Raw genomic sequence first — 24,622 nt, 5'->3', positions numbered from 1 at the left:
GCGCGTCGTGATGGGCCTCAGGCAAATTCCGAGGAACGGCGAAAGCTGTACCGGATCACGCCCTGTATCGCGCCGGTTACTTGAACGTTGTCGTCGTTTTCTCGCACAGCAAGCTGTGGCGGCGACCCGCATCATGGCCGATAGCCTCCAACGGCCTTCGCCGTCTGCCAGAATGTCCTGACGATCCGACCCTGGCTGCCCCGATGACGATAAAGGCGTATCTCCAGATCCAAGCACCACTGATCGTCGGTCGAGGCCCTGACAAGATGCCCGGCGTCCAGTTCGGCCCGAATAAGGCTTTCCGGCAGCCAACACAGGCCGGCGCCTCTCATCGCGACAGTCTTCAGGCCTGCGCTGATCGTGTTTTCATGCACCGAGCGGTGGCGGAAGGCCGGTCGATCGGCGAACAATCGGCCGAGCGCGACGCCGAAGAACGAGCTCGACCCATAGCTGAGATAGGGCAATTCGGGTCCTCCGACCGCGGCCCTGTCAAGCAATCCCTCTCCAGGCGCGGTTTGACCGCGGTTCATACGCACATGGCGCGCGGCGACCGGAACCAACCGGTCCCAACCGACCGAGAGAAACTCGAAACGCTCTCCGTCGAGATGGAACGGCACAAGCGAATGTGCGTAGGTCAGGAAGAAGTCGGCCTCCCCGTCGATCAGCGCGGCAAGGTTCGCCTCGATCCCGCCGCGGTCGGGAATGAGCGATGTGCGAATGTCGAGAACCTCGCTCTCCAATGTCTGCAGCCATTCGGGAAAGAAGGTGACCGTCAGCGTGTGAAGCGCAGCAAGCCTGGCCATGCCTACCTTGGACGACGGCTGCAGCGCCTCGCGCGCGCCATAGAAGGCGCGGATCGCATCCTGTGCAACGGGCAGAAAACTTTGCCCCGCTGCGGTAATTTCCGCCGGCAGGGTGGCGCGATTGATCAGCGTTGCGCCCAGCCATGCCTCAAGCTGCTTGATGCGACGGCTGAAGGCCGACTGGGTGACATTGCGCAATTCCGCAGCCCTGGAAAAGCTGGAAGTCTCGGCAAGCGTTACGAAATCTTCCAGCCATTTCAGTTCCATTTCCTGGTGCTCCGATGGTGAGGAAGGAAAAGAGTCTCGCAACGAATGAGTATAACACACTGATTCCTCACGCCTATGCAAGTTCGGAATACCGCCTTGCTCAATCCGAATTTGTCAAATCCATCCGGGCCAGCAAAGTTGATTCAATAAGTCCCAACCTCTATTCGGTTTCCCAAGAATGAGCAGGATCGTCTATTGCGCGGGCGCGTTCATGCCCGAAGTGCAAGCTCGCATTGGTCTGTTCGACCGCGGCTTCCTATTTGGCGATGCGGTCTATGAAGTGACCGCCGTCATCGACGGCCGGATGGTCGACAACGACCTGCATCTGGCACGGCTGGAGCGATCATTGGCAGAACTGTCGATCCCACTGCCCGCTCCGCTGGCCGAGATCGAAGGCATTCAGCGTGAATTGATCGCCAGAAACCGACTGACCGAAGGCACCGTCTATCTCCAGATCTCGCGAGGAGAAGCCGATCGCGATTTTCTTTTCGCCGAAGGTCTCAGGCCATCCTTCGTCGCCTTCACACAAGACAAGCCGGTGATCGACACCGCTGCGCAAGGCGACGGAATCGCCGTCGATCTCGCGCCAGATCCGCGCTGGAGCCGGCGCGACATCAAGACCGTCATGTTGCTGGGGCAGGTGCTGGCCAAGCGTTCGGCACGCGCCGGTGGCTTCGACGACGTCTGGTTCGTGGAAGACGGCAAGGTGACCGAAGGCGCATCGTCCACCGCCTATATCGTCACCGCCGATCGCCGCATCCTGACCCGGGAAAATTCTCACGTCACCCTGCCCGGTTGCACCCGCCGCGCGCTCATGCGGCTTTGCGAGGCGCACGGCCTGACTGTCGAGGAGAGAGCCTTCACGCCGGCCGAGGCGCAGAGTGCCGCCGAAGCCTTTCAAACATCCGCTTCCAGCCTCGTAACGCCGGTCGTCCGTATCGGCGAAGCGCTTTTGAGCAATGGCAAGCCGGGGCCGATGACCCGGCAACTGCAGGCGTACTACCTGGACACGGCACGCGCGTCCGGGGCGACACCTCACTGACATCAAGCAACCAAGAATCACAAAGAGGAGAACACTATGAAGAGCAGAATGAATTGTGCCGTCGCGGCGCTCGGCACGCTGATCGCCCTTGCCGCCCCGGCGGCAGCCACCGAGGGCTACGGTGATTGCAAGCTGTTCGGCAAGGCTGGAGTCGAGCATATCGATACAGCTGTTCCCGGCCAGTTCACTGTCATCATCAACCTGCCTGCCGTGGGCGAATTCAACGGCGACAGGCCGGAAACGATTAGCACCGGGCGCGAATTCTGCATGGCGGTCAATATCGCCAACAGGCTCGGCATCGACAAGGTGGTGCTGAAGAATGCCTCCTTCGATTCCATCGTTGCGGGTCAGAACAAGGATTTTGACATCGCTCTCGCCCTGATCTCGGTGACCGAGCCCCGCAAGAAGGTGGTAGACTTCTCGACGCCATACGCCCATGGCGCCTTCGGCCTTGCCGCTCGCGCCGACACCACGATTGACGAGACGAGCATCAAGACCACCAAGCTCGGCACCCAGGCCGGCACTATCATGGTTTCATGGGCGCAGGAGACGCTTCCCGATGCGAAGCTCTCCGTCTTTGACGATACGGGCGCCATGTTCACTGCGCTGGCGGCAGGCAATGTCGACGTGGTGATGACCGACATCTCCGTCATTCTCGGCCAGGTTTCCAATTCCAACGGGAGGCTCAAGGTTATCGGTCAGTATCCCAGCGGCCGCGATACGGCCGGGATCTATCCCAAGGGTTCGAAGCAAAAGCCGGTGATCGACAAGATCATCGCCGACATGGCGGCCGATGGCACGCTCGAGGCACTCGAGAACGAGTATCTCGCGCCGGCCCGCGGCGGTCTGAAGCCCGAGGACGTTCCGATCTGGAAATATTGAATCGATGGCTGAGCACCTCGTATCCGAGGCGCCGGATGAAGCCGGGCGTGCCGCTGTTTGGCGCGCCCGGAGCGTCACGCGAACCCATCGTGGGCGGGCAGGAGCAACGTTAGGCGTTGCGGCGCTGACTTTCGTCGTCGTCGCCGTATCGGCACAGCATATAGGACGCTATGCGGTCAGCCAGGGCATTTCCTCGATTGCCGCCGCGCTGCCGGGAATCATCGCCGCTATCGCTGCCGCCGTCGTGCTCGTGATGGCTGCGCATGCATCCATGAAATCGCTCGTCGCTGCGCGCAGTTCCGACGTCTATTCCGCGCGCGCATTGGGCGCCGAGGCGTCGCTCGGGGCCTGGCGGGCGCTGTCATGGTCCGGAGCTTTGCTGATCATCACGGCCGGTGCCTGGTTCATGGTGGTCAACAATGCAGCCGTCAGCCGTACCTTTTTCGACCTTGCGCTGATCCGCGACTCTGCCGGCAAGGTGCTGTGGGCCTTCGGAACCAACGTCATAATCTTCTCTGTTTCCGCGGTGCTGATCCTTGCCTGGTCGCTGGTAATCGCCATAGCCCGCACATTGCCGGGCGAGACTGGACGGCCGCTGCGCTTTCTGGCCATTGCCTATGGCGACCTGTTCCGCGGTCTGCCCGCGATCATCACCATCTATCTCATCGGCTTCGGCCTGCCGCTGACGGACCTGCCCTTTCTGTCCGACCTTTCCTCCACCTCCTACGCGATCATTGCGCTGACCCTGACTTACGGCGCCTATACGTCCGAGGTCTATCGCGCCGGTATCGAGGGCGTACATCACAGCCAGGTCGCCGCCGCCCGGTCGCTGGGGCTCAGTCACGCCAAGACCATGCGTTATGTCGTGGTACCTCTGGCCGTCAGGAACATCATTCCGCCGCTGATGAACAATTGCATCAGCCTTCAAAAGGATACCGCGCTGGTGGCCATCATCGGCGCCATCGACGCCTTCAATCAGTCGAAAATCATCGCCGCGAACAATTTCAACCTTTCTGCAGTGACCACCGTGGCCATCCTGTTCATCGCCATCACGATCCCTCAGGCACGGATCGTCGACAAATTGACCGAGCGTGACCGCAAGCGCATGCGGGCGGGGGGTTAGAGCCATGGCGCTTCTCGAAATCGAACGCATGACCAAGCATTACGGTCTTGTTGAAGTCATCTCCGACCTGTCGCTCGAGGTGGCCGAACATGAAGTCATCTGCCTGATCGGCCCTTCGGGGTGCGGCAAGTCAACGCTGTTGCGCTGTGTAAATCGTCTGGAGGAGATAACATCCGGGGAAATTCGCATTCATGGCGACCGCATTACCGGGCCGGGTGTCGACCTCGACCGGCTGCGCCGCGACATCGGCATCGTGTTTCAAGGCTATAACCTGTTTCCACATATGACCGTCCTGGAAAACACGATGCTGGCGCCGACCAAGGTGCTGGGCATGAGTCGCCGCGAGGCCGAGGAGAAGGCGATGTCCTTCCTCAATCGGATCGCACTCGCCCACAAGGCCAATGACTATCCGGACCGCCTTTCGGGTGGCCAGCAGCAACGCGTGGCCATCGTCCGGGCACTCATGATGAACCCGATGCTGCTCTTGCTCGACGAGATCACCTCGGCTCTCGATCCCGAACTGGTTTCGGAAGTGCTCGATATCGTGCGTGATCTGGCCGCAGGCGGCATGACCATGATTCTGGCGACCCACGAGATGGGCTTTGCCCGCGAGGTGGCGGATCGGATATGTTTCCTTCAGTCTGGAAGGGTCCATGAACAAGGGCCTCCCGCCGAAATCTTCGGAAGCCCGCAAAAGGAGCGGACGCAGGCCTTTTTGCGGAGCCTGAAGAAGGCTGGGCGCCTGTGAACAAGGATCTCGCATGACGTCAGCGCGCGAATTGGGTCTCTGGGGCGAGGGCACCAACGACCTTCCGCCGGGCCCCCTCAATGCAATCAGCGACGTGTCCGGCGTTGCGGTTGGACATCGCACACTGAGCGGTGAAGCGCTGGCCACAGGAGTGACCGCAGTGCTGCCGCATGGCGGCGATCTCTTCAGGGTAAAGGTCCGCGCGGCCGTCGAGGTCATCAATGGGTTCGGCAAATCAGCGGGGCTGATGCAGGTCGCCGAACTCGGTACGGTCGAGACGCCGATCCTGCTCACCAACACTTTCGGCGTTGCAGCCTGCACGGAGGCCCTGATACGCCGCGCCATTGCTTCGAATTCCGACATCGGGCGCAAGGGACCAACCGTCAATCCCGTGGTCTGCGAATGCAACGACGGTGCGGTCAACGACATCCAGGCACTGGCAGTGCAGCCTGCGGATGCGCTCGCGGCGATCGAGGCCGCCGCGGCTGGCCCGGTAGCGCAGGGAGCAGTCGGGGCGGGTACCGGCATGACTGCATTCGGTTTCAAGGGTGGGATTGGCAGCGCCTCGCGCAAGATGCGGGTTGCCGGGGCGGATTTCATCATGGGAACCCTGGTCCTGGCAAATTTCGGCCGGCCAGGCGACCTGATTCTGCCGGATGGCCGCCGCCCCGATTCACGCAGTGTCAGCGCGCCTGAAAAGGGCTCGGTCATCGTCCTTCTCGCAACGGATCTGCCGCTGGGCGACCGCCAGTTGAAGCGGGTGGTGCGCCGCGCCGGAGCGGGTCTCGCACGGCTCGGCGCGTTTTGGGGGCATGGCTCGGGAGACATCTGCCTGGCCTTCACCACTGCGGATCCCGTTGCACATGATGCGCGCGAGACATTCCAATCCGTCCGCCGGCTTGACGAGGCTCAGATCGATCTTCCCTTCCGCGCCGCCGCCGAGGCCACGCAGGAAGCGGTATTGAACGCACTTTGCGCGGCCCCGGCCGTCACGGGACGGGCCGGAAGGCTTTTCCCTTCGCTGGCCGACTGGGCAACGGAGTTCGCGAAATGAAAGTCTTTCTGTCAGCCGACATCGAAGGAACGGCGGGCATTGTTCACTGGGACGAAGTCGAACGCAGCCACGCCGACTTCGAAGAGTTCCGACGTCTCATGACCGGCGAGGTTCTTGCCGCTTGCGAAGGCGCACGCGCCACCGGGGCAAGCGAGGTGGTGATCAGGGATGCACATGACAGCGGACGAAACCTAATCCTCGACATGCTGCCCGATTATGCAAAGATCGTGCGCGCATGGTCCGGTCATCCGGACGGCATGATGTTCGGCCTCAACGCCGAATTCACGGCGGCCATCTACACGGGATATCATGCCAAGGCCGGATCCGAGGCCAACCCGCTGGCCCACACGACGAACCTCCGGATATCGAGGCTGATCCTCAATGGAGAGGTGGTCTCTGAGTTCACAATGAACGCGCTGTGCGCAACGCGCTATGGCGTGCCTTCAGTCTTCCTGTCAGGCGACGCAGAGATTTGCGCCGACGCTCGCGCTCTCGTCCCGGAGCTGCGGACTGTGGCGACGCTTGAGGGATTTGGCCGCGCATCTCTCTCGATCTCGCCGGCCAGGGCACGCGCCGCGATCCGCGAGGGTGTCGAAGACGCACTCTCCCGCGTCTCGAGCACGCAAATACCGAAGCTACAGGGGCCGTTCGAGATTGCGCTCGAATTCGTGACCCCCGGCGATGCGTGGAGAGCGTCGTGGTATCCTGGCGCGTATCTGAACGGCCGGAGAACAGTCGGTTTCAAGGCCGCGGACATTTTCGACATCCAGCGAGCATTGCGCTTCCTGACGGCGTAGCCCGTCTCGGACGAAGGTGCCTTACGACGCCCCGCCCCTGCCCTTGGAAGCGGCAAGGGCTCTTTCGGGCTGATTTGCCGGGCCCAGTGAAACGGCTCGGCATGGGGCTGGAAGATCGGCTCGGCACCAGTGTCGGGACGCTCTCCGGAGGTCAAAGGCAGGCACTCAGCCTGCTGATGGCGACCCTGCTGCCGATGAAGATCCTGCTATTGGACGAGCACACCGCCGCCCTCGACCCGGGCGCGGCGGCACGGATCCTGGAGCTTTCCTCGGAGATAACCGGAGAGCAGAAACTGACCACGCTGATGGTGACCCATTCCATGCGCAACTCGCTGGACCATGGCGAGCGCACGATCATGATGAATGCCGGGCGGGTCCTGCTCGATATTCGCGGCGAGGACCGCAAGAGATACGACGTTCCCGACCTGCTGGCGCTGTTCAAGAAGACGACCGGCGAGGCGGTCGAGGACGACCAGCTCGTGCTGGCGTGACGCACATTCCAGGTGGCACCGGCCTGCGTGGCGGCTCATACGCCCGCCCGCTCGCGCGCCAATTCCTCCAGCAGGAGACCGCGCGGGAACTCGGGCACCATCTGCCTGAGCCGGGTGATCCTGACCTCGGCGAACAGGCCGGCGCGCGAATAGGGTTCGCCCTGCAGGAAGGCCCCTACACCGGCCCGATCCTCGTGTGAAAGCACCATGAGACTGCCGATCACCCTCGTGCCTTCGTCGTTTTGCGGCGGTCCGCCGAAAACGATGCGCGCCCTCTGCTCGATCATGTATTCCAGATGTTCAGCACGGGTGCGCCGGCGCAGGTCGCCCGCCTCGCGACGGTCGATGCAATAGCGCGTGTTCGCTTCAAACGGCAACGTTTGAAGCAAAGATATGCGCGCCAGATCAGTATTTTGGAGCATGTACCTTTCGCTCAAACGATTCCGTTTGAGCGGGACATGCTTGGACGGCAAACGGCATGTTCGGTCTCCTGATTGCATTTTGACGTCGTCCACCACGGGCGTTTCGCATGATGTTGTCATTGTTGGAAAACAGCGCTTCATCTGTTGTCTCGACAAACCAAAACGGATAAAGTTGCATTATGCAAATAAAAAGCAATCAAAGTACCGACAGGGCAGATTCGCAGGGCAGTAAGGGCGGCGAGAACCTGCAACTGGAAAGCTGGCTGCCCTATCGCCTGTTCCGGATCTCCGCGCGTGTCGCCGATGTTCTCGGCGCCTTCTACGGTCCCAAGTTCGGCTTGTCGCGTGCCTCCTGGCGAACCATGGCCATCGTCGCCAACCGGCCCGGCATCAGCGTCAAGGAAATCTGCCAGGCCGGTGGCCTGGACCAGTTCTCCGTGTCGCGCGCCATTCGCCAACTGGTCGAACTGGGCCTTGCGCAACGCCAGCCTGGCCGGTCCGACAAGCGCTACGCGGCAATCGCACTGTCGGATGCCGGCTGGCAGGCTTTTGGCGAGATTTCCGATCTATCGCGCAACATCGACGCCGAACTGATGCGCTCGGTCACGCCGCAGGAGCGCGAAGCACTCGACGCCATCCTCGCCAAGCTGGACGACGCAAGCGCCGGCATATTGGCGCGCGGATGGCACGGCGTGAACGAGGCTGTCGGCTCCGGCGGGCGCCCGGTGTGACGGGCGGGCATTGCCGGCTCCATGTCCTCGCGAAGGAAGAAGGGCCGTAGTATGAATATGCTTCTGTTTGCCGCCACTGCCATCTTGTGGGGCAGCAGCGCGATTGTGACCAGTCATCAGGCGATGTCCGGCGCGCCGGAAGTCTCGGTGGGCTACCGCATGACGCTGGTGTCGCTGGTCATGCTCGGCTGGTGCCTCGCGCGGGGGCAGAAGATCGGCCTCAGCCACCAGCAGCATCCCTGGGTGGCGCTGCAGGGCATCCTGTTTTTCGGTCTCGCCTTCATTTCCTTCTACCATGCCACGGTCTTCATACCGAGCGGCGTCGCAGCGCTCGTTCTGTCCACCTCGTCTCTGTTCGCCGCCCTTGTCGGCCGGCTGTTTCTCGGCGCGCCGGTGACACTGCGCATGATTGCGGGCATTTGCGCCGGCATCGCCGGGCTGGCGGTGATCGCCCTGCCGCAACTTGGCTCGATGGGAACCAGCGGCGAGACGGTAAGCGGCCTTGCGCTCGCCACGGCGGCCGCCGCCTGCACGGGCTGCGGCACGGTGGTGGCAATGCACAATCAGCGCACGGGCCCGCCCATCGCCGCGCTGATCGGCTGGGCGGCTCTGTTCGGCGCGCTCTTTTCATTCGCCCTGGCCTTTCTCGGCGACCTGAGCTTCCGCGTCGAGGTCACGCCGGCCTATCTCGCCGGTCTCGCCTACCTGGCGATCGTCGCCTCCTGCATCACCTTCTTCATGTATTTCAGCCTGGTCCAGCGCATCGGCGCGGCGAGCGCCTCCTACACGCTCGCCCTCGTGCCGGTGGTCGCCCTGTTCCTGTCGGCGCTGTTTGAAAAGCTGATCATCGATACAGGCGTCCTCGTGGGTGCGGCGGCGGTGCTGGCCGGCAATGTCCTGGTGCTGAGCGCTCAGGTCCGGCCGCAAAAGGAACCTGTGTCTAAGGAGAGCACTTCATGAGCAAACAGGTCTTCGCTCCCCATCCCGCAGTACCGCTGTCGGCGGCAGTGCGCGCCGGCGACTTCATCTACCTTTCGGGCCAGGTGCCCTTCGGTGCGGACGGCTTGGTGGTGCACGGTGACATCGCCGCGCAGACGCGCCAGGTGCTCGACAATCTCGCCGGAGCCCTGGCCCAAGCCGGTGCGGCGAACGTCGCCGCCGAGACCAAGTCCCGGCTCGACCCCGAACTGGTCAAGCTGCTCGACGAGGAGACTGTCAAGCTCGGCCTGTGATCCGATGGCGCTCGACCGCCTCCTGACCTGGCTTCTCGCGCGCGCCGACACCGGCGCGCGCCTCCTCGTCATCCTCGGCGCGGCCATGATGGCGGCCGTGGTCTCGGCACAGGTGGTCATGCGCTATGTCTTCAACGGTTCCTTCGACTGGGCGGACGTAGTCAGCCGCATCGCCTTCGTCTGGACCATCTTCCTCGCCATCCCGCTCGGCATTCGCGACGGCACCCATGTCGGGATCGAATTGCTGGTGGCGCGCCTTCCCACCGGTCTTCGCCACCTCGTCGCCAGGATCACGAGCGGTCTCGCCGCGATCATGATGGCCGTGGTGTTCTGGGTCTCGGTCATCGTCGCGCTCGCCACATGGTCCGAGCGGCTCGGCGCCATCGACATGACCTCCAGCGTCTTCTTCTTCCCCGTGATCCTCGGCGCGCTGCATCTCGCCCATCTCGCACTCTTCCCGGCGGAGCCGCGCGCATGAGCCTCTTCGTCATCGCCGCCTTCCTGGTCCTCGCCTTTCTCGGCATGCCGCTCGCCTTTTCGCTCGGCGTCGCCGCGCTGGCGGGATTGTGGCTGGCCGATTTCGACCTGCTGGTGCTGCCGCCCCGGCTGATGAACGCGGTCAATTCCTTCCCGCTGATGTCCATTCCTCTCTTCATGATCGCGGGCGAGCTGATGCTGAAGGGCGGCATCATGGACCGGCTCGTCGATTTCGCGAATGCCTTCATCGGACGGGTGCGGGGCGGGCTGGCCCAGGTCGCCGTCGTGTCGGGGGCCGGGCTTGCCTCGGTCTCCGGCGCGGCGGTGGCCGACGCCTCGGCGCTGTCCTCAACGCTGGTGCCCTCGCTGAAGAAGCAATACGGCCTCGGCTTTTCGACCGGGATCGTGGCGGTGGCGGCCAATCTCGGGCCGATCATCCCGCCCTCCGGCGCGATGATCGTCTATGCCTTCATGGCCGGGTCGAGCGTTTCGGTCGGCGGCATGTTCATGTCCGGCGTGGTGCCGGGGTTGATCCTTTTTGCCGCCTTCATGCTTCTGTGCTGGCTCATCGCGTGGAACGGGACTATCCACTGGCGGGCGACCCGGTGACCCTGCCCGCCATCCTGCGCGAGTTGCGGCGCAGCTTCATCGTCTTCCTGATGCCCGTCATCGTCATCGGCGGCATCGTCGCCGGGGTCTTCACCCCCACCGAAGGCGCGGCGGTCGGCGTCTGCTACGCGCTCTTCCTCGGCTTCTTCGTCACGCGCAAGCTCAGGCTCGCGGACCTGCCCGACGTTCTCCTGAGTGCCGCAAAAACCTCCGCCCTCGTCGGCGCGATGATCGCCTTTGCCTCCACGGTGACGTTCCTGTTCACCATCGACCTGCTGCCGATGAAGCTTGCCATGCTGATGCAGGGGATCGACCCCATGCGCCTCCCGATGATCGTCGATGAACGCGATCATGGCTTGAACGGGCGGTCGAGCTCCGCCTGGGCAAAATACGCCGACGCCTTGCGCAGGATCTCGTTGGATTGCCGAAGCTCCCGGTTCTCCCGCTCCAGAGCCTTCAGCTTCGCGCAGCACCGCGGCGACAGCATCACGCTGGTCGGCGGGGATCGCAGAAAGGTCGATGGCGACAGTGGAAGGCATGGGCCCAGAATAGCCCGATGCCGCTTCGGATGCCCGCCATTTCCGGCACCTGATTCATTCTGCCGCAGCCGGAGAACGAGCCTCCAATGCCTTCACCTTGCGCCAGTCCAGGCCCGAGAACAGCGCCTCGAACTGGGCATGGTTCAGCGACATCGCACCATCCCTTATGGCGGGCCAGGTAAAGGTCGTATCTTCCAGGCGTTTGTAAGCCATGACCAGGCCGGTGCCGTCAAAATACAAGAGTTTCAAACGGTCGGCGCGCCTGGACCGGAACACAAAAACCGTGCCGGTGAACGGATCCTTGCGCAACACGGACTGGACCAGGGCGCTCAGCCCATCATGTCCTTTTCTGAAGTCGATCGGCCGCGTCGCCACCAGGATGCGCACCCGGTTCGAGGGGAAAATCATAACCCGCGCCCAAGGGCACGCACGATCCCGGCAATCCTGTCCGGGCTTGCAGAAGCATCCAGCCGGATCGTGGTTCCCCCATGAATGATCTCCACTGCAGACCGCGGCGTAGCATCCTCTTCAACGGATGCTGGGGTCGGTTCCAGAACGGCAGGTACAAACTCGGCTCCCGGAAGATCCGGCACCACAAGTTTGCCCTCCCGCGCCAAACGCCGCCACGACGAAAGGTGGTTGGGCTTCATACCGACACGCCGGGCGACCTCGTTCACGCTCACTCCAGGCACATAGGTCTCCGCGACAAGCTGGCCCTTCACTTCATCCGGCCAGCGCCGCTTTCCTGAGGTCCCGACCAAAATCTCATATCCGCAAATGGACTCCATATGGAGCGCTCTATGGACTCCCAAACCTTCCTCCATTCCCAAAGCGACAATGGGTATGGAATCCAGCACTACGACCGAAACGGACAGGTGGCGTCCAGCCGCCGCTTACAGCCAACATTGATATTGGTTGCGAGGTGATTTGAACCTGCACGCTAAATCATTGATTCTTGGTGGCGCGCGCAATGAGAGGAGTTGGCCTATCTTGGCCAACTGCTTGCCCGAATTGGATGATCTTGGTGGATTTGGTTGCGGGGGCGCGCAACCGTCGATATCAGCAGGGTCTTTTCCAAGCAGCGGCATGATGGGCTAAGATAGTCAAGTACGCTCATTGCTCATCGTGCCGGCTCTCCACCTTCATCCCCATCCCAATGCTATCATGCCAAGCGATTGATGTCGTCCGTGCGACCGGACGAATATGTCATAACTGCCACAGAATCGAGCGCGTGCAATGAGCATTCGGGAACGCAGGATCAGATTTCGTCACATTCGCACCTTCCTGGAGGTTGCGCGCCAGCGCAGCGTGAGCCGCGCGGCCGAGCGCCTGCATACCGCCCAGCCGGCCGTCTCACGCTCGCTGCGCGAACTCGAAACGGAGATCGGCCGCCCGCTGTTCGAGCGCACATCCGGCGGGCTGATCCTGACCAAGGCTGGTGCCCGGCTTTATCATTTCGCCGATATGGGTATCGCCCATCTCTCGACGGGCATCGCCGAGGCTTCGGGCGAGGGCCAGGCTGAAGTGGTGACGCTGGGCGCGCTGCCCAACATCACGCGGCGCGTGCTGCCCGAGATCATCCTTGAGTTCAAGCGAATCCATCCCGAAGTCGTCGTCAGGCTTCTCACGGGGACCAATATCGACCTGCTCGGCAAGCTGCGTACGGGAGAGGTCGACTTCGTCATCGGACGGCTGGCCGATCCGGACACGATGACGGGACTGAGCTTCGAGCATCTGCTTTACGAGATCCTCGCATTCGCTGCCCGGCCCGGCCATCCGCTGGCCGGCTTGGACAAGGTAACGGTCGTGGACATCAACCGTTACCCCGTAATCATTCCCCAGCCCGAAACGGTCATCCGCGCCGAGCTCGACAAGTTCATGATTGCGCAGGGCCTGCCGCGCTTCGACGACACCGTCGAGACGACGAGCTTCGAATTCGCCAAGCCGTTCCTGCTCCACTCCGATGCGATCGTGGCCCTGCCGCTCGGCGCCATGGAGCCGGAGCTGAGCGAGGGCATCCTGATCCAGCTGGCTGCGCCCACCGAAGCCTTGCGTGGCCCCGTGGGTCTTTCCTTCTTCCCCGGACGGCAATTGTCTCCGCCCGCCTCGTTCCTCTTGACGATCCTGCGCGAACGGATCCAGGCACGGGAGCCGAGTGCCATATCATAACAAATTCGATATGGCGTGATCGGCTATTTTATTGGTCGCTGCCCCTCGCCTCGGGTTAGGTCCTGCATTGTTGTCGAGCCAACAAGCAAGGGAGGAGACCATGCTTCACGACATGCGCGCCATAGCCGCCAGCGCACTCATTGCATTCGGATCGGCGCAAGCGGCGCAGGCCGAAACCTATTCCCTCGAGGGTGCCGGCATGGCATCGCTCACCGGCATCGTGCCCCAGGCGCTCGCCTCCTATGCGGCGCGCGAGGATGTCGATATTCAGGTGGTCCTCGGCCAGACCCTGACCAAATCAGCGCTCAAGGTGGCTGCAGGACAGCTCGACATGGCGGTGATCCCCCCTCCGGCGCTGGAAGCCATGAAACGCGGCAAAGGCCCCTACGCCCAGCAGGGCGACAAGGCGGCCGAACTGCACAAGAACGTGCGCGCGCTCTTCGGCTTTCCCGGCGGCACCTTCCACGTCATCGTATGGGCGGACAGCGGCATCGAAAACTGGCCCGACATCGCCGGCAAGCGCGTCTATGTCGGCCCGCCGGCCGGCGCGGCAAACGGACAGATGCGCGGCCTGATCGAGCAGGCCAGCGGTTTCAAGGACGGCGAGGACTATGAAGGGATCCGTGCACCCTGGGGCGCCGCCCAGCAGTCCTTCCAGGACGGGCAGTTCGACGTCCACATCCCGTCCGTTGCCGTCGGCCAGCAATCGCTCAACGAGCTCAGCCTGCAGCGTGAGATCCGCATTCTCGGCCTGCCGGCGGAACTGGTCGAGTCGGACGGGTTCAAGCAATATCTGAAGGATGCCGCCCTGACGACATCAGATGTGCCGGCAGGCACCTATAGCGGGCAGGCTAATGGCGACGAGAACCTGACCACCGTCGCCACGACCATGGTGCTGGGGGTCAATGCCGCGATGGACGAGGACATCGCCTACCGCGTCACCAAGGCCTACTGGGAGAATCTCGAAGAGATGAAGGCACAGAACTCGCTCATGCGCACGATTCGCCAGGGCAAATATTTCGTCAATATCAACGTGCCGCTGCATCCCGGCGCCATGCGCTATTACGAGGAAGCCGGGATCGTTGTTCCCGACGAATTGCGTCCCTAACTCCAGCCCCGGTCGCCTGCCGGAACCGGCTGGCGACCAGTAGCCAAATCGGATCCGACCAATGCTCTCGAACCGAGATACAACCATCCGGTGGCTGCAGTTGTCCGCCCTCGCAATGGGTTTTTTCGTTGCCGCCGTCGGCCTGCTCAACGTCCTGCCAAGCTACGGCGTCCTGCCGCGCTTCGGCCCCTTCCCCGTGGCGTGGTTCCGTCCGCTGTTCTTCGGCGCGTCCGTCCTGACGGTCATCCTCGTCCACCTGGCCGACCGGCTGGCTCAGGAACGGCTTGGCCGGGCGGAGACCCTTTTGTGGACGGCAATCGGCGCGCTCGGCGTGTGGGCGTGCTGGGACTATTACGTCATCTACACGATCCTCAACGAAGCGGTGATGTTCTTCACCGGCCGCGAAGCAACGATCGCCCTGGCTGCGGCGGCGGTCACGCTGGCGCTTTGCTGGGCGAGTTGGGGCCTGCCGATCGCGCTCCTGGGCGCCATTGCCCTGCTCTATCTGGTGACCGGCCAGTATTGGCCCGGTTTCCTGCAGACCGCGCCCAATGATTTCATCGAAACGGTCGCGCAGAACATCTGGTACGACGCCGACCAGGGCATTCTCGGCTCGATCATGGCGATCATCCTGTCCACGGTGCTGCCCTTCATCGTGCTCGGCGCGATGCTGGACGGCGTCGGCGCCGGGCAGTCGATGATCCGCATCTCCTTCCATCTGATGCGTCGCTTGCGCGGCGGGCCTGCCTATGCCGCCATTACCGCCTCGGCGATGTTCGGCACAGTGTCGGGCAGCGCAGTGGCCAATGTCGTCGGCACCGGCGTCGTCACGATCCCGATGATCCGCCGGCGCGGCTTCTCGCCGAACTTTGCCGGCGCCGTCGAGGCGGCCGCCTCGACCGGCGGGCAGATCCTGCCGCCGATCATGGGCGCCGCCGCTCTCGTTCTGGCCGACTATGTGGGCGTGAGCTATCTCACCGTCATCGTGGCCGTGCTGACGCCATCGCTCGCCTTCTACCTGTCGCTCTATCTCGCCGTCTATTTCCAGGCCCGCAAGCTGGGCGACGCGCTCGTCATGACCGACGACGATGCCGAGATCGAGGTCCAGGACTGGCTCAACCTCGTCCTGGTTTTTGCGCCGATCGGCATCGTGGTGTGGCTGCTCATTGCCGGCATGTCGCCGTCGGGCGCCTCGATCGCGGCCATCCTGGCTCTCTTTCCGTTGTCGCTGATCAATCCCGCCGTGCGGCGCAATCCCCTTCTGCTCATCGGTGCGCTGGCGCGCGGCGGACAGACTGTGGCGCGGCTGGCGATCGCCATCGGCGTCGTCGGCATCATCGTCAGCGTTCTGTCGGCCACGGGCATTCCGACCAAGTTCGCCGTGCTCTTGAACTCGGCCTTCGACGCCTCGCTGTTCCTGGCGCTCGTCATCGCCGCCTGCGGCTGCGTGCTGCTCGGCATGGGCATGCCCACCCTTCCCGCCTATATCGCCATCATCGTCGTGATGGGCCCGACGCTTGCGCAGTTCGGCGTAGAAGCGCTGACGGCGCATCTCTTCGTGCTGTTTTTCGGCACGGCCGCCGGCATAACCCCGCCGGTGGCGATCGCCTCCTATGCCGCGGCCGCCATCTCCAAGGGCAAGCCCATCGCCACGGCCATCGCCTCGACCAGGGTCGGCGTGATGATCTTCGTCATCCCCTTCGCCTTCGTCTACAACCCGATCCTGCTCGGCGTGCCGGCAGCCGGTGTCGAGTTCACGCTGCCCGCCTATGTCTGGGCGGTGCTGCGGCTTGCGCTGGCGATCTATCTCTTCCTGTCGGGCATGGGCGGCTTCGATCGGACCAGGCTCTCGTTTGGCGAACGCGGCCTGCGGCTGGCTGCCGCCGTGCTCGTGCTGACAGCCGAGCCCTGGCAGCAGGCGGCGGGCGGCGTGATTGGCCTTGCCCTGGTGGCGCAGCATATCTTGCGCCATCGCGATACGCATTCCATTCCACAGAACGCAGGTGCCCGATGACCAGGACCGTCCGCAACATCCTCTTCATCATGTTCGACCAGTTGCGATGGGACTACCTGTCCTGCGCCGGCCACAAGACGCTCAAGACCCCGCATATCGACGCGCTCGCCGCGAAGGGCGTGCGCTTCACCAGGGCCTATGTGCAGTCTCCGATCTGCGGCTCCTCGCGCATGAGCTTCTACACCGGCCGCTACGTCCATTCCCATGGCGCCCAGCGCAACAACTTCCCCCTCAAGGTCGGCGAGCAGACGCTGGGCGACCACCTGCGCGCCAACGGCATGGACGCCTTCCTGGTCGGCAAGACCCACATGGAAGCCGATGCCGAAGGGCTGCGCCGGCTCGGCATAGCGCCGGACAGCATCATCGGCGCCCGGCTTGCCGAATGCGGATTCGATGTCGTCGTGCGCGACGACGGGCTGTGGGCCGAAGGCGTGGACGGCTATTACGACGAGAGCCGCTCGCCCTATAACGAATATCTCAAGGCGCGCGGCTATCCCGGCGACAATCCGTGGAACGAATATGCCAATTCCGGCGTGACCGACGACGGCAAGATGGCGTCCGGCTGGCTGTCGCAGTTCGCCCGTTACGAAGCCAATGTGCGCGAGGAGGACAGCGAGACCCCGTGGCTGACCGGCCGCTGCATCGACTTCCTCGAAGACGACGGACGCGATGCACAGCCCTGGCTCTGCCACCTCTCCTATATCAAGCCGCACTGGCCCTACATCGTCCCCGCGCCTTATGCGCACATGTACGCAGAAGCGGATGTCCAGCCGGCCAACCGCGATCCGCGCGAGCGCATCGACCCGCACCCCGTCTATGCCGCCTACATGGACACGCTTGTCGCGCGCGGACAGTCGCGCGACGATGCGCGGGCAAACGTCATCCCCGCCTATATGGCGCTCATCAAGCAGTGCGACGACCAGATGGGCCGCCTCTTCGCCCACCTGGAGAAGACCGGGCGCATGGAGGACACGATGATCGTGCTGACATCCGACCATGGCGACTATCTGGGCGACCACTGGCTGGGCGAGAAGAACTTCTTCCACGAACAGGCGGTGAAGATCCCGATGATCGTCTACGACCCGCGGGAAGAGGCCGATGCCACGCGCGGAACGACCTGCGACGCCCTTGTCGAGGCGATCGACCTCGCGCCGACCTTCATGGAGGCGACCGGCGCCAAGGTGCCCGGCCATATCCTGGAGGGGCGCGCGCTGACGCCCTTCCTGCACGGCACGACACCCGAGAAATGGCGCGACCACGTCATTTGCGAATTCGACTATTCGACCACGCCGATGGCCGACAAGCTCGGCCTCGCCCACCGTGCTGCGCGCGCCTTCATGGTCTTCGACGGGCGCTGGAAGATGATCCATTTCGAGGGCGGCTTCCGGCCGATGCTGTTCGATCTCGAGACCGACCCGGACGAGTTCGTCGATCGCGGCGAGGACCCGGCTTGCGCCACCGAGATCGACCGGCTCTACGAGCGGCTCGGCGCCTGGGCGCGCCGCCTGTCGCAGCGCACGGCCATCTCGGATGAAACGCTCGACAAGTTGAAGGGCAAGAGCGGACGCCGCGGCGTGCTGCTCGGCCTCTATGACGGTACGGAGCTTCCTGAAGAGCTGACGGTGAAGCTCAAGCCGCATCCCGTAAGCGATTTCCGCCCACGCAAGGCCGCCGAATGAAAGGTTGGGCCGGCAACTCCGGCCGAGCAAGGAGGACATCTGGTGCAATGAGCCTGATCGACGCCATCCGACGGACTCTGTTCAGGCTGCGGCAGATGTTCGGCAATGGCTACCGACCGGAATTGCATTACATGCGCGGCCCCGGCCCCGCATCGCGAGACAAGCCGACCGGCGCCGACGGCAATTGTTGAGAACACTCGGCACCACTTGCCAAGCGAGGGGTTGCCGCCCTGCCCGACGAGATCTGGGAGATCATCGGCCCACAAGGGCGAGCGCGCAGGCAATATCCAACACGAGCGGCGCTACTATCACTGCTTTGCCAATCTCGACTCCAAAGCCTTTGCACATGTCATGCGCAGCTAGAGCGGGGCAGGTTCCGCCCATCGCCGGCCCTTGCGCCGAATCTCCGCACGCTCGAGCATATATGTTTCGGCAGCCGTCATGTGCGCATGCATAATTGCATGGGTGCGTTCTGCGTCGCCGGCCTTGATCGCCTTGAGCAGTTCTACCTGATAATGCAGCCCGGTCTCGCGCAATTTGGGATTGCGCTGGCGGTAGATGTCTCGGCAGACTGCCATGTCTCTCAGAAGGCTGATGAGGAACCGGCATACGAACCCAAGCAGCCGGTTCTGGCAGATTCGCGTCAATTCCACATGGAAGTCGAGCTCGGCCAGCCGCTGACGGTATTCCTCCTCCACAGTTGCCGGCTCGCTTTCGTAAAGTCGGATCTTGGCATGGAGCAGCCCGAATGTTTCATCCGAGACGTTACCGGCGAGCGAGGCCGCCATTAGCGGCTCCAGTTCCTTGCGGATGGTATAGATATCCGCGATCGACGGGGGCTGATGCAGGAAAAGGTTGTCGAGCATCATGATGGCCTGCTCCGGCTCGACGGAGGAGACGAAGGTTCCGCCCCTCGGACCTGTCTTGCTGACGATCAGGCCTTGCGATTCCAGTATCTTCAGCGCCTCCCGCATCGTCCCGCGCGACACTCGCCAAGTCTCGGTCTCGATCCATGCATGCGGCAGCCGGTCACCAGGCGAAAGCCCTTCCACGATGATACGCTCGCGGATCTGGTCCGCGATTACATCCGGTCGCTTGCGCCGCCGCGCGATGGCAGGTGCGTCCATGAAAACCTTTCCGATGGCGTCTTTCCAATCTGCGGAACCCGCCATTCCCAGAACGTCAACCAGTCGGCGTCTCCAAGCGTGGCGCGCTGGAGATCAGCTTCTTCGTGTATTCGTGTTGTGGCGACCTGAAAAGCCGCTCTGCCGATCCGACCTCGACCACCTCTCCGAAATACATGACCGCGACGCGATCGGAGATGGCCTCCACCACGGCCAGGTCGTGGCTGATGAACAGGTAGGAAAGGTCGAATTCGTTGCGCAGATCCTCGAGCAGCAGGAGCACCTGCGCCTGCACCGATACGTCGAGCGCCGACACTGGTTCGTCGAGCACCATGATCCGCGGTTCGGCGGCCAACGCGCGCGCTATGGCGATGCGCTGCGACTGACCGCCGGAAAACTCGTGCGGATAGCGCTCGAGTGCATCGGTTGGCATCCGCACGGCATCCATAAGCTCTTTCATCCGCGCGCGCCGGCGCGGCCCGCCATATCCCTTGAGCCTTTTGAGCGGTGCTTCGAGGATCGAGCCGATCGTCTTGCGCGGGTTGAGCGAGGATACCGGATCCTGGAAGACGTACTGGATCGTCTGGCCGAATGCCCTGGGCCCCTTGGCGCGGAGCGCGGATGCGTCCCTGCCCGCAATCTTCATCTCACCCGACGTTGGCACCTCAAGCCCAACGACCATCCGCGCCAGCGTCGACTTGCCCGAACCGCTCTCTCCGACGATGGCGAGCGTCTCCCCGTGATTGAGTGCGAGCGTCACATCCTTGACCGCTCGGATCTCGTGGCTTCGCCCGCCGAACAGCGAGCGCGTGCCGCCGAAGGTCTTGCAAAGATTACTGACGCTGATGGCATCGACCGTTGTCATGTCCTGCCTGTTCTCCCGGTTTCCGGCGGCAGCTCTCGCACGCCGTCAAGAAACGCCCTGCCTTGCCCCGGCCTCGGCACGCAGGCGATGAGCCGCCTGGTGTAAGGGTGCTGTGGATTGCCGAGCACTTCCGCGGTGTTGCCAGCCTCCACGATCTCGCCAAATCGCATGACTGCCACCCGGTCGCAGATCTCCGCCACGACACCGAAATCGTGGGTGATGAAGAGCAATGCCAGCCCACGCTCCTGACGCAGCACCTGGAGCAGGCGCAGGATCTCGGCCTGAACAGTCACGTCGAGCGCGGTCGTCGGTTCGTCGGCGATGATGATGTCCGGGTCGTCGGCGAGCGCCATGGCGATCCCGACGCGCTGGCGCTGACCGCCGGACAACTCGTGCGGGTAGGCATTGGCGCGCTTCTCGGCCTCCGGGATGCGCACGATCTTCAGCAGTTCGACCGCCTTGGACCAGGCGTCGGACCGGCCGACCGGCCGGTGGGCGCGTACCGCCTCGGCGACCTGCTCGCCGATCGTGTAGAGCGGGTGAAGCGTGGTCAGCGGATCCTGGAAGACGTATGACACCTTGCTGCCGCGAAAGGCGCTGATCTCGCTTTCTGACAGCGTGAACATGTCGCGTCCCTCGATCGTGACCGTACCACCGGTGATCACGCCGGGCGGTGAGGCAACGAGGCCAAGCAGTGACAATGCGGTGACGCTCTTTCCCGAACCACTTTCGCCGACCAGGCCGAGGCATTCACCCTTGCGCAATGAGAAGCTGACGCCCTTGACTGCAGGCTGCGGGCCGGCCGTGCTCTCGAAGCTGGTTTCAAGACCGGTCACCGACAGCGCGGCCGCACCTGTATCGCCTGGCGGCTCCGGCGTCGTGCGACGGTTGATCTTGGTGACCGGCATCGGGCGATTGAGCGCACCGGCGCGCAGTCGCGGATCGAGTGTGTCACGAACGCCGTCGCCCAGCAGGTTGATGCTCATGACAATCATGAACACCGTGATGCCGGGGATGATCGAGATCATCGGCGAGGTGAACAGCAGCGACCTGCCTTGCCCGAGCATTGAGCCGAGGTCGGCCTGCGGCGGTTGCGCGCCGAGGCCGAGGAAGCTCAGGCCCGCCGTCTCCAAGATCATCCATCCGACCGTGGTCGACGCGGTAATGACGATGATCGGCATGACATTGGGCAGGATCTCTGTCAGCAGGATCGAGACGTGGCCCTTGCCGGAAAGCCGGGCGGCATCGACGAACTCACGCCGCGACAGGCCGAGCGTGACACCGCGAACATTGCGCGCGAAGAACGGGATGTTGACGACGGCGATGGCGTAGAGCGCATTGAGCAGGCCGGGCCCGAGCACCGCGACGATGGCCAGTGCAAGCAGGATGTACGGGAACGCCATCAGCATGTCGATGCCCCGCATGATGAGGTTGTCGGCCCGCCCGCCCCAATAGCCCGCGACAAGCCCGATCAGGGACCCGAAGAGGGCCGCGAGCAGCGACGCCGAGATGCCGACAAGCAGCGACACACGCGTTCCCCACACGAGCCGTGAAAGCACATCGCGTCCGAGCTGGTCAGTGCCCAGAACATGTCCGTCCGTGAAGACCGGCAGCAGTCGGTCGGCCGGGCTGGTGGCATTCGGGTCCTGTAGGGGCAAAAGCGGTGCCAGAAGCGCCACGAACACGATCACGAAAATGACGTAGAAGCCGACCGCCGCCAGCCGGTTGTTCATCAAGAGTTGCCAGGCGCTGGGTCGGCGGGCGTGTTTGTCGGCAGGTCGGTCGGTGTCGACGGCCGTCGTCATGACTTCAGCCTCGGGTCGAGAATCGATTGGACGACATCGGCGATGAGGTTGACGAACACATAGGCTGCCGCGACGAACAGCACTCCGCCCTGAACGAGCAGCAGGTCGCGGGTGGAGATGGCCTTGACCAGCATGGCTCCGATGCCGGGCCATTGGAACACCGTCTCGATGTAAACCGCGCCGCCGAGGACGAACCCCGCCTGCAGGCCGATGACCGGCACCACGCTCACCATCGCCGCCTTGAGCGCGTGCATGTAGATCACCTTGCGCTCGCTGAGCCCCTTGGCGCGAGCCGTGCGGATATAGTCCTGCCGCAACACCTCCAGCATCGCGGTCCGTGTCAGCCGGGCGATCACGCCCGTGGCGATCACCGCCAGAGCGACGGCGGGCAGGAAGAGATGGCGCAGAAGGTCGGGCAAATCGCCTCCGCCGTATATGGCGTACATGCCGGAGGCGGGAAACAGCTTGAACCGGACAGCAAAGAGCAGAATCAGCAGCAGGCCGAGGAAGAACGACGGGATGGAAATGCCGATCAGCACGAAGAACGTGACGATGCGGTCGGTCCAGCCGAACTGGCGGACGGCCGAGACGATGCCCGCCAGCAGGCCGAACACCGTGCACAGCACCAACGAGGTCCCCGCCAGGATCAGTGTTGCAGAGAACCGCTCGAGCACTTCGTCCAGCACCGGCCTGTTGAGCGTGAAGGATCGGCCGAAATCGCCCTGCAGCAGGTTGCCGAGCCAGATCAGGTATTGTTGCGGCAGCGGCTTATCGAGGCCGAGATCGCGGTTGAGCTTTTCGACATTTTCGGGTGTCGCGTAGGAGCCGAGAATGGCGGTCGCCGGATCGCCGGGGATCATCGCCATGATCAGGAAGACGATGATCGACAGCCCGAACAAAACGGGGATGGCGGCAAGCAGGCGCTTGGCGATGTAGGTGGACACGGGCTCGACTCCCGGTTGGTGGTCAGGCCGCACCTGGCGGAGTGCGCCGGGTACGGGCCATGCGCGTCAGGGCTTGGCGACGTCCTGCAGCATCAGGAAGAAGGAGGGCTGCAGTGCGAAGTTCTGGACATTGGCCCCGGTCACCGCGTTCTGCTTCCAGTTGGCGACGAAGACCCAGGGAGCATCCTCCTGAACGATTTCCTGCATATCCTTGTAAAGCTCGGCGCGCCTGGCCTGGTCCGTTGCGGCGCGGGCCTCGTCGAGCAGTTCGTCGACCCGCTCGTTGGAGTAGTAGCCCGAATTGAAGCCGCCTTCGCTCGGGAAAGCGTGCGAGCGCAGGGTGAGGAAGGGCAGTGTATCGGGATCGTTGGTCATCCATGCCATCTCGGCCATGTCGGCCTTGCCTTCGAGGCCCGGATTGACTTCGCCGAGGAACGTGTTCCACTCATAGGTCTCGATCTCGACTTTCATGCCGACTGCCTCGAGGTCCGCCTGTATGGCGGTGCCCATGGTGATCGGATCGAGCATGCCGGAGCCTCCCTCCGTCACATAGAAGGTGAGCGTCTCGCCGTCATAGCCGGCTTCCGCGAGGAGCGCCTTCGCCTTGTCGGGATCGTAGGGATAGGGCTCCAGTTCTTCGTTGTAGGCCCAGGCGAAGGCGGGCGGCGTTGGCCCGGCCGCGACCTCGGCCGTGCCCTGCAGGACGTTGTCGACGATTGCTTCCTTGTTCACCGCATAGTTGGCCGCCTGGCGGATTTTCCGGTCGGCGAACGGGCCTTCCTTCATGTTGAGGATCAGGAACCACACATGTGGACCTGCCTGTTCGTAGACCGAGAAGGCACCATCGTCCCTGAATTGCTGCAAGCTGTCCGGCGGTACCTCGACCATCACGTCGAGCCCGCCCGACAGCATCTCGGCAATGCGGGTGTTGGCGTCGGTGATCGGGCGATAGATCACCGCCTGGAGCGGCGGCACGCCGTCCCAGTAGTCCTCATTGCGGCTCACAACGACACGCGAATTCGACTGCCACTCTTCGAACTTGTAGGCGCCGGTGCCGCTCGGATGGCGTCCGAAATCTTGGCCATGTTCCTCGATTGCGGCAGGCGAGACGATCAGGCCGGTGGGATAGGCGAGGTTGGACAGAAAGGGCGCATAGGGTTCCGCCAGCCTGAACTCGACGGTCAGGCTGTCGACGGCCGTCACCTCCTCGACCGAGGAGAAGAAGAAGGCCAGAGGGAACGGGCCGGTGTCGTGGAAGGGGTGGTTCTCGTCCAGCATGCGGTCGAAGTTGAATTTCACCGCCTCGGCGTTGAACCGCGAACCGTCATGAAAGGTCACACCCTCGCGCAGCTTGAATGTGTAGGTCTTGCCGTCTTCGGAAATCGTCCAGCTTTCCGCCAGCGAAGGCTCCACCTCCAGCGTACCGTCCTTGTAGCGGGTGAGACCGTCATAGAGGTTCACGAGAATGCGGAAATCGTTCACCGCCGTCACGGCATGCGGATCGAGCGATTTCGGCTCGGCGATCTGGCCGACCACCAACACGTTTGGCGGCGTCTGCTGTGCCGTGACCGGCGAGGCGATGCTCAGGGCAGTTGCCGCGAGAGCTGCGAAAAGGAGCTTTTTCATGACGGCCATCCTATTTTGATTGGGCTAATTAATTCGCATAATTTGCATCGGTGCAAGTATTTATCATAATA

25 protein-coding genes, 3 pseudogenes and 1 other annotated feature are annotated in these 24,622 nt (G+C 63.2%); of the genes and pseudogenes, 18 read left to right on the top strand and 10 right to left on the bottom strand.

Annotation, left to right across the window (positions count from 1 at the left end; genetic code table 11):
• Positions 1–131: 131 nt before the first annotated feature.
• Positions 132–1,070 (bottom strand): LysR family transcriptional regulator, encoded by a 939-nt coding sequence (locus tag GM909_RS07390; protein WP_157015575.1) that lies wholly within the window; start codon positions 1,068–1,070, stop codon positions 132–134.
• A 178-nt stretch (positions 1,071–1,248) separates the two neighbouring features.
• Here GM909_RS07390 and GM909_RS07385 point away from each other — a divergent pair, with 178 nt between their 5' ends.
• The 7 genes from GM909_RS07385 (at position 1,249) to GM909_RS07355 (ending at position 7,207) form a co-directional block, all read left to right on the top strand.
• A complete protein-coding gene (locus tag GM909_RS07385) occupies positions 1,249–2,112 on the top strand; it encodes a D-amino-acid transaminase (protein WP_157015574.1) in 864 nt (287 codons plus the stop codon).
• A 36-nt stretch (positions 2,113–2,148) separates the two neighbouring features.
• Positions 2,149–2,994: an ABC transporter substrate-binding protein gene (locus GM909_RS07380; RefSeq protein WP_157015573.1), complete on the top strand. Its 846-nt coding sequence runs from the start codon at positions 2,149–2,151 to the stop codon at positions 2,992–2,994.
• 4 nt (positions 2,995–2,998) lie between these two features.
• The gene (locus GM909_RS07375; protein ID WP_157015572.1) at positions 2,999–4,117 is read left to right on the top strand and encodes an amino acid ABC transporter permease; all 1,119 of its coding nucleotides are present in this window, start codon (positions 2,999–3,001) and stop codon (positions 4,115–4,117) included.
• A 4-nt stretch (positions 4,118–4,121) separates the two neighbouring features.
• Complete coding sequence (locus GM909_RS07370) at positions 4,122–4,865, top strand: amino acid ABC transporter ATP-binding protein (protein ID WP_157015571.1); 744 nt, start codon at positions 4,122–4,124, stop codon at positions 4,863–4,865.
• A 13-nt stretch (positions 4,866–4,878) separates the two neighbouring features.
• Positions 4,879–5,919, top strand: a complete 1,041-nt coding sequence (locus tag GM909_RS07365; RefSeq protein ID WP_157015570.1) for a DmpA family aminopeptidase — start codon at positions 4,879–4,881, stop codon at positions 5,917–5,919.
• Positions 5,916–6,716 (top strand): M55 family metallopeptidase, encoded by an 801-nt coding sequence (locus tag GM909_RS07360; RefSeq protein ID WP_157015569.1) that lies wholly within the window; start codon positions 5,916–5,918, stop codon positions 6,714–6,716. Before GM909_RS07365 ends, GM909_RS07360 begins: the two co-directional genes overlap by 4 nt.
• An 86-nt stretch (positions 6,717–6,802) precedes the next feature.
• Positions 6,803–7,207: an ATP-binding cassette domain-containing protein gene (locus GM909_RS07355; protein ID WP_235911723.1), complete on the top strand. Its 405-nt coding sequence runs from the start codon at positions 6,803–6,805 to the stop codon at positions 7,205–7,207.
• Between the two features lie 35 nt (positions 7,208–7,242).
• On the opposite strand, the gene GM909_RS07350 is transcribed toward GM909_RS07355, so the two are convergent.
• Positions 7,243–7,629, bottom strand: coding sequence for a YciI family protein (locus GM909_RS07350; RefSeq protein WP_198174161.1), 387 nt, complete (start codon positions 7,627–7,629; stop codon positions 7,243–7,245).
• Positions 7,630–7,808: 179 nt separating this feature from the next.
• Here GM909_RS07350 and GM909_RS07345 point away from each other — a divergent pair, with 179 nt between their 5' ends.
• The 6 genes and pseudogenes from GM909_RS07345 to GM909_RS26270 form a co-directional block, all read left to right on the top strand.
• Complete coding sequence (locus tag GM909_RS07345) at positions 7,809–8,360, top strand: MarR family winged helix-turn-helix transcriptional regulator (RefSeq protein ID WP_157015567.1); 552 nt, start codon at positions 7,809–7,811, stop codon at positions 8,358–8,360.
• Between the two features lie 51 nt (positions 8,361–8,411).
• On the top strand, positions 8,412–9,320 hold the full coding sequence (locus tag GM909_RS07340) for a DMT family transporter (RefSeq protein WP_157015566.1): 909 nt from the start codon (positions 8,412–8,414) through the stop codon (positions 9,318–9,320).
• Positions 9,317–9,502: pseudogene (locus tag GM909_RS07335) on the top strand (RidA family protein); the annotation flags it as partial. The gene GM909_RS07340 and the pseudogene GM909_RS07335, both read left to right, overlap by 4 nt.
• Positions 9,503–9,596: 94 nt before the next feature.
• Positions 9,597–10,070 (top strand): TRAP transporter small permease, encoded by a 474-nt coding sequence (locus GM909_RS07330; RefSeq protein ID WP_157015564.1) that lies wholly within the window; start codon positions 9,597–9,599, stop codon positions 10,068–10,070.
• Positions 10,067–10,678 carry a TRAP transporter large permease subunit gene (locus tag GM909_RS26275; protein WP_268890749.1) on the top strand — a complete coding sequence of 204 codons (612 nt, stop codon included), beginning with the start codon at positions 10,067–10,069 and terminating at the stop codon, positions 10,676–10,678. The genes GM909_RS07330 and GM909_RS26275 overlap by 4 nt, the downstream gene beginning before the upstream one ends.
• Positions 10,627–10,944: pseudogene (locus tag GM909_RS26270) on the top strand (TRAP transporter large permease subunit); the annotation flags it as partial. The gene GM909_RS26275 and the pseudogene GM909_RS26270, both read left to right, overlap by 52 nt.
• A gap of 36 nt (positions 10,945–10,980) precedes the next feature.
• Here the strand turns inward: GM909_RS26270 and GM909_RS07320 are convergent.
• The 3 genes and pseudogenes from GM909_RS07320 to tnpA all read right to left on the bottom strand — a co-directional run.
• Positions 10,981–11,141 (bottom strand): annotated as a pseudogene (locus GM909_RS07320) (IS3 family transposase); the annotation flags it as partial.
• Positions 10,982–11,073 (bottom strand) — a sequence feature (AL1L pseudoknot). It overlaps the preceding pseudogene by 92 nt.
• Positions 11,142–11,271: 130 nt before the next feature.
• A complete protein-coding gene (tnpB, locus tag GM909_RS07315; protein ID WP_157015563.1) occupies positions 11,272–11,625 on the bottom strand; it encodes an IS66 family insertion sequence element accessory protein TnpB in 354 nt (117 codons plus the stop codon).
• Entirely contained in the window at positions 11,622–12,005 is a 384-nt protein-coding gene (tnpA, locus tag GM909_RS26465; protein ID WP_157015562.1) for an IS66-like element accessory protein TnpA, read from the bottom strand. The genes tnpB and tnpA overlap by 4 nt, the downstream gene beginning before the upstream one ends.
• A 448-nt stretch (positions 12,006–12,453) precedes the next feature.
• On the opposite strand from tnpA, the gene GM909_RS07305 reads away from it, so the two are divergent.
• The 5 genes from GM909_RS07305 to GM909_RS25725 all read left to right on the top strand — a co-directional run bounded on the left by GM909_RS07305 (position 12,454) and on the right by GM909_RS25725 (position 18,378).
• A complete protein-coding gene (locus tag GM909_RS07305; protein WP_157015561.1) occupies positions 12,454–13,386 on the top strand; it encodes a LysR substrate-binding domain-containing protein in 933 nt (310 codons plus the stop codon).
• Between the two features lie 100 nt (positions 13,387–13,486).
• The gene (locus tag GM909_RS07300; protein ID WP_157015560.1) at positions 13,487–14,494 is read left to right on the top strand and encodes a TAXI family TRAP transporter solute-binding subunit; all 1,008 of its coding nucleotides are present in this window, start codon (positions 13,487–13,489) and stop codon (positions 14,492–14,494) included.
• Positions 14,495–14,594: 100 nt separating this feature from the next.
• Positions 14,595–16,508 (top strand): TRAP transporter permease, encoded by a 1,914-nt coding sequence (locus GM909_RS07295; RefSeq protein WP_198174160.1) that lies wholly within the window; start codon positions 14,595–14,597, stop codon positions 16,506–16,508.
• A complete protein-coding gene (locus tag GM909_RS07290) occupies positions 16,505–18,187 on the top strand; it encodes a sulfatase-like hydrolase/transferase (protein ID WP_157015559.1) in 1,683 nt (560 codons plus the stop codon). The genes GM909_RS07295 and GM909_RS07290 overlap by 4 nt, the downstream gene beginning before the upstream one ends.
• A gap of 47 nt (positions 18,188–18,234) precedes the next feature.
• Positions 18,235–18,378, top strand: a complete 144-nt coding sequence (locus tag GM909_RS25725) for a hypothetical protein (RefSeq protein ID WP_198174159.1) — start codon at positions 18,235–18,237, stop codon at positions 18,376–18,378.
• Positions 18,379–18,546: 168 nt separating this feature from the next.
• On the opposite strand, the gene GM909_RS07285 is transcribed toward GM909_RS25725, so the two are convergent.
• The 5 genes from GM909_RS07285 to GM909_RS07265 form a co-directional block, all read right to left on the bottom strand.
• Positions 18,547–19,314 (bottom strand): FadR/GntR family transcriptional regulator, encoded by a 768-nt coding sequence (locus GM909_RS07285; protein WP_157015558.1) that lies wholly within the window; start codon positions 19,312–19,314, stop codon positions 18,547–18,549.
• Positions 19,315–19,369: 55 nt separating this feature from the next.
• Entirely contained in the window at positions 19,370–20,176 is an 807-nt protein-coding gene (locus GM909_RS07280) for an ATP-binding cassette domain-containing protein (protein WP_157015557.1), read from the bottom strand.
• A complete protein-coding gene (locus tag GM909_RS07275) occupies positions 20,173–21,981 on the bottom strand; it encodes a dipeptide/oligopeptide/nickel ABC transporter permease/ATP-binding protein (protein WP_157015556.1) in 1,809 nt (602 codons plus the stop codon). Before GM909_RS07275 ends, GM909_RS07280 begins: the two co-directional genes overlap by 4 nt.
• On the bottom strand, positions 21,978–22,925 hold the full coding sequence (locus GM909_RS07270; RefSeq protein WP_157015555.1) for an ABC transporter permease: 948 nt from the start codon (positions 22,923–22,925) through the stop codon (positions 21,978–21,980). The genes GM909_RS07275 and GM909_RS07270 overlap by 4 nt, the downstream gene beginning before the upstream one ends.
• Positions 22,926–22,991: 66 nt before the next feature.
• Positions 22,992–24,551: an ABC transporter substrate-binding protein gene (locus tag GM909_RS07265; RefSeq protein WP_157015554.1), complete on the bottom strand. Its 1,560-nt coding sequence runs from the start codon at positions 24,549–24,551 to the stop codon at positions 22,992–22,994.
• Positions 24,552–24,622 lie beyond the last annotated feature (71 nt).

The organism is Mesorhizobium xinjiangense (genome assembly GCF_009749525.1).
Taxonomy (GTDB): Bacteria; Pseudomonadota; Alphaproteobacteria; order Rhizobiales; family Rhizobiaceae; genus Mangrovimarina; species Mangrovimarina xinjiangensis.
The sequence above is the reverse complement of the archived record's forward strand: the minus strand, read 5'-3'. Positions and strand labels throughout refer to the sequence as shown.

What these genes read in the sequence shown, in the direction of transcription:
- GM909_RS07350 (WP_198174161.1), bottom strand. Translation starts at nt 7,629, where the DNA reads ATGCTCCAAAATACTGATCTGGCGCGCATATCTTTGCTTCAAACGTTG.
- GM909_RS07275 (WP_157015556.1), bottom strand. Translation starts at nt 21,981, where the DNA reads ATGACGACGGCCGTCGACACCGACCGACCTGCCGACAAACACGCCCGC.
- GM909_RS07280 (WP_157015557.1), bottom strand. Translation starts at nt 20,176, where the DNA reads ATGACAACGGTCGATGCCATCAGCGTCAGTAATCTTTGCAAGACCTTC.
- GM909_RS07340 (WP_157015566.1), top strand. Translation starts at nt 8,412, where the DNA reads ATGAATATGCTTCTGTTTGCCGCCACTGCCATCTTGTGGGGCAGCAGC.
- GM909_RS07385 (WP_157015574.1), top strand. Translation starts at nt 1,249, where the DNA reads ATGAGCAGGATCGTCTATTGCGCGGGCGCGTTCATGCCCGAAGTGCAA.
- GM909_RS07360 (WP_157015569.1), top strand. Translation starts at nt 5,916, where the DNA reads ATGAAAGTCTTTCTGTCAGCCGACATCGAAGGAACGGCGGGCATTGTT.
- GM909_RS07330 (WP_157015564.1), top strand. Translation starts at nt 9,597, where the DNA reads ATGGCGCTCGACCGCCTCCTGACCTGGCTTCTCGCGCGCGCCGACACC.
- GM909_RS25725 (WP_198174159.1), top strand. Translation starts at nt 18,235, where the DNA reads ATGAGCCTGATCGACGCCATCCGACGGACTCTGTTCAGGCTGCGGCAG.
- GM909_RS07305 (WP_157015561.1), top strand. Translation starts at nt 12,454, where the DNA reads ATGAGCATTCGGGAACGCAGGATCAGATTTCGTCACATTCGCACCTTC.
- GM909_RS07290 (WP_157015559.1), top strand. Translation starts at nt 16,505, where the DNA reads ATGACCAGGACCGTCCGCAACATCCTCTTCATCATGTTCGACCAGTTG.
- GM909_RS07370 (WP_157015571.1), top strand. Translation starts at nt 4,122, where the DNA reads ATGGCGCTTCTCGAAATCGAACGCATGACCAAGCATTACGGTCTTGTT.
- tnpA (WP_157015562.1), bottom strand. Translation starts at nt 12,005, where the DNA reads ATGGAGTCCATTTGCGGATATGAGATTTTGGTCGGGACCTCAGGAAAG.
- GM909_RS07375 (WP_157015572.1), top strand. Translation starts at nt 2,999, where the DNA reads ATGGCTGAGCACCTCGTATCCGAGGCGCCGGATGAAGCCGGGCGTGCC.
- GM909_RS26275 (WP_268890749.1), top strand. Translation starts at nt 10,067, where the DNA reads ATGAGCCTCTTCGTCATCGCCGCCTTCCTGGTCCTCGCCTTTCTCGGC.
- GM909_RS07365 (WP_157015570.1), top strand. Translation starts at nt 4,879, where the DNA reads ATGACGTCAGCGCGCGAATTGGGTCTCTGGGGCGAGGGCACCAACGAC.
- GM909_RS07285 (WP_157015558.1), bottom strand. Translation starts at nt 19,314, where the DNA reads ATGGACGCACCTGCCATCGCGCGGCGGCGCAAGCGACCGGATGTAATC.
- GM909_RS07345 (WP_157015567.1), top strand. Translation starts at nt 7,809, where the DNA reads ATGCAAATAAAAAGCAATCAAAGTACCGACAGGGCAGATTCGCAGGGC.
- GM909_RS07300 (WP_157015560.1), top strand. Translation starts at nt 13,487, where the DNA reads ATGCTTCACGACATGCGCGCCATAGCCGCCAGCGCACTCATTGCATTC.
- GM909_RS07390 (WP_157015575.1), bottom strand. Translation starts at nt 1,070, where the DNA reads ATGGAACTGAAATGGCTGGAAGATTTCGTAACGCTTGCCGAGACTTCC.
- GM909_RS07380 (WP_157015573.1), top strand. Translation starts at nt 2,149, where the DNA reads ATGAAGAGCAGAATGAATTGTGCCGTCGCGGCGCTCGGCACGCTGATC.
- tnpB (WP_157015563.1), bottom strand. Translation starts at nt 11,625, where the DNA reads ATGATTTTCCCCTCGAACCGGGTGCGCATCCTGGTGGCGACGCGGCCG.
- GM909_RS07265 (WP_157015554.1), bottom strand. Translation starts at nt 24,551, where the DNA reads ATGAAAAAGCTCCTTTTCGCAGCTCTCGCGGCAACTGCCCTGAGCATC.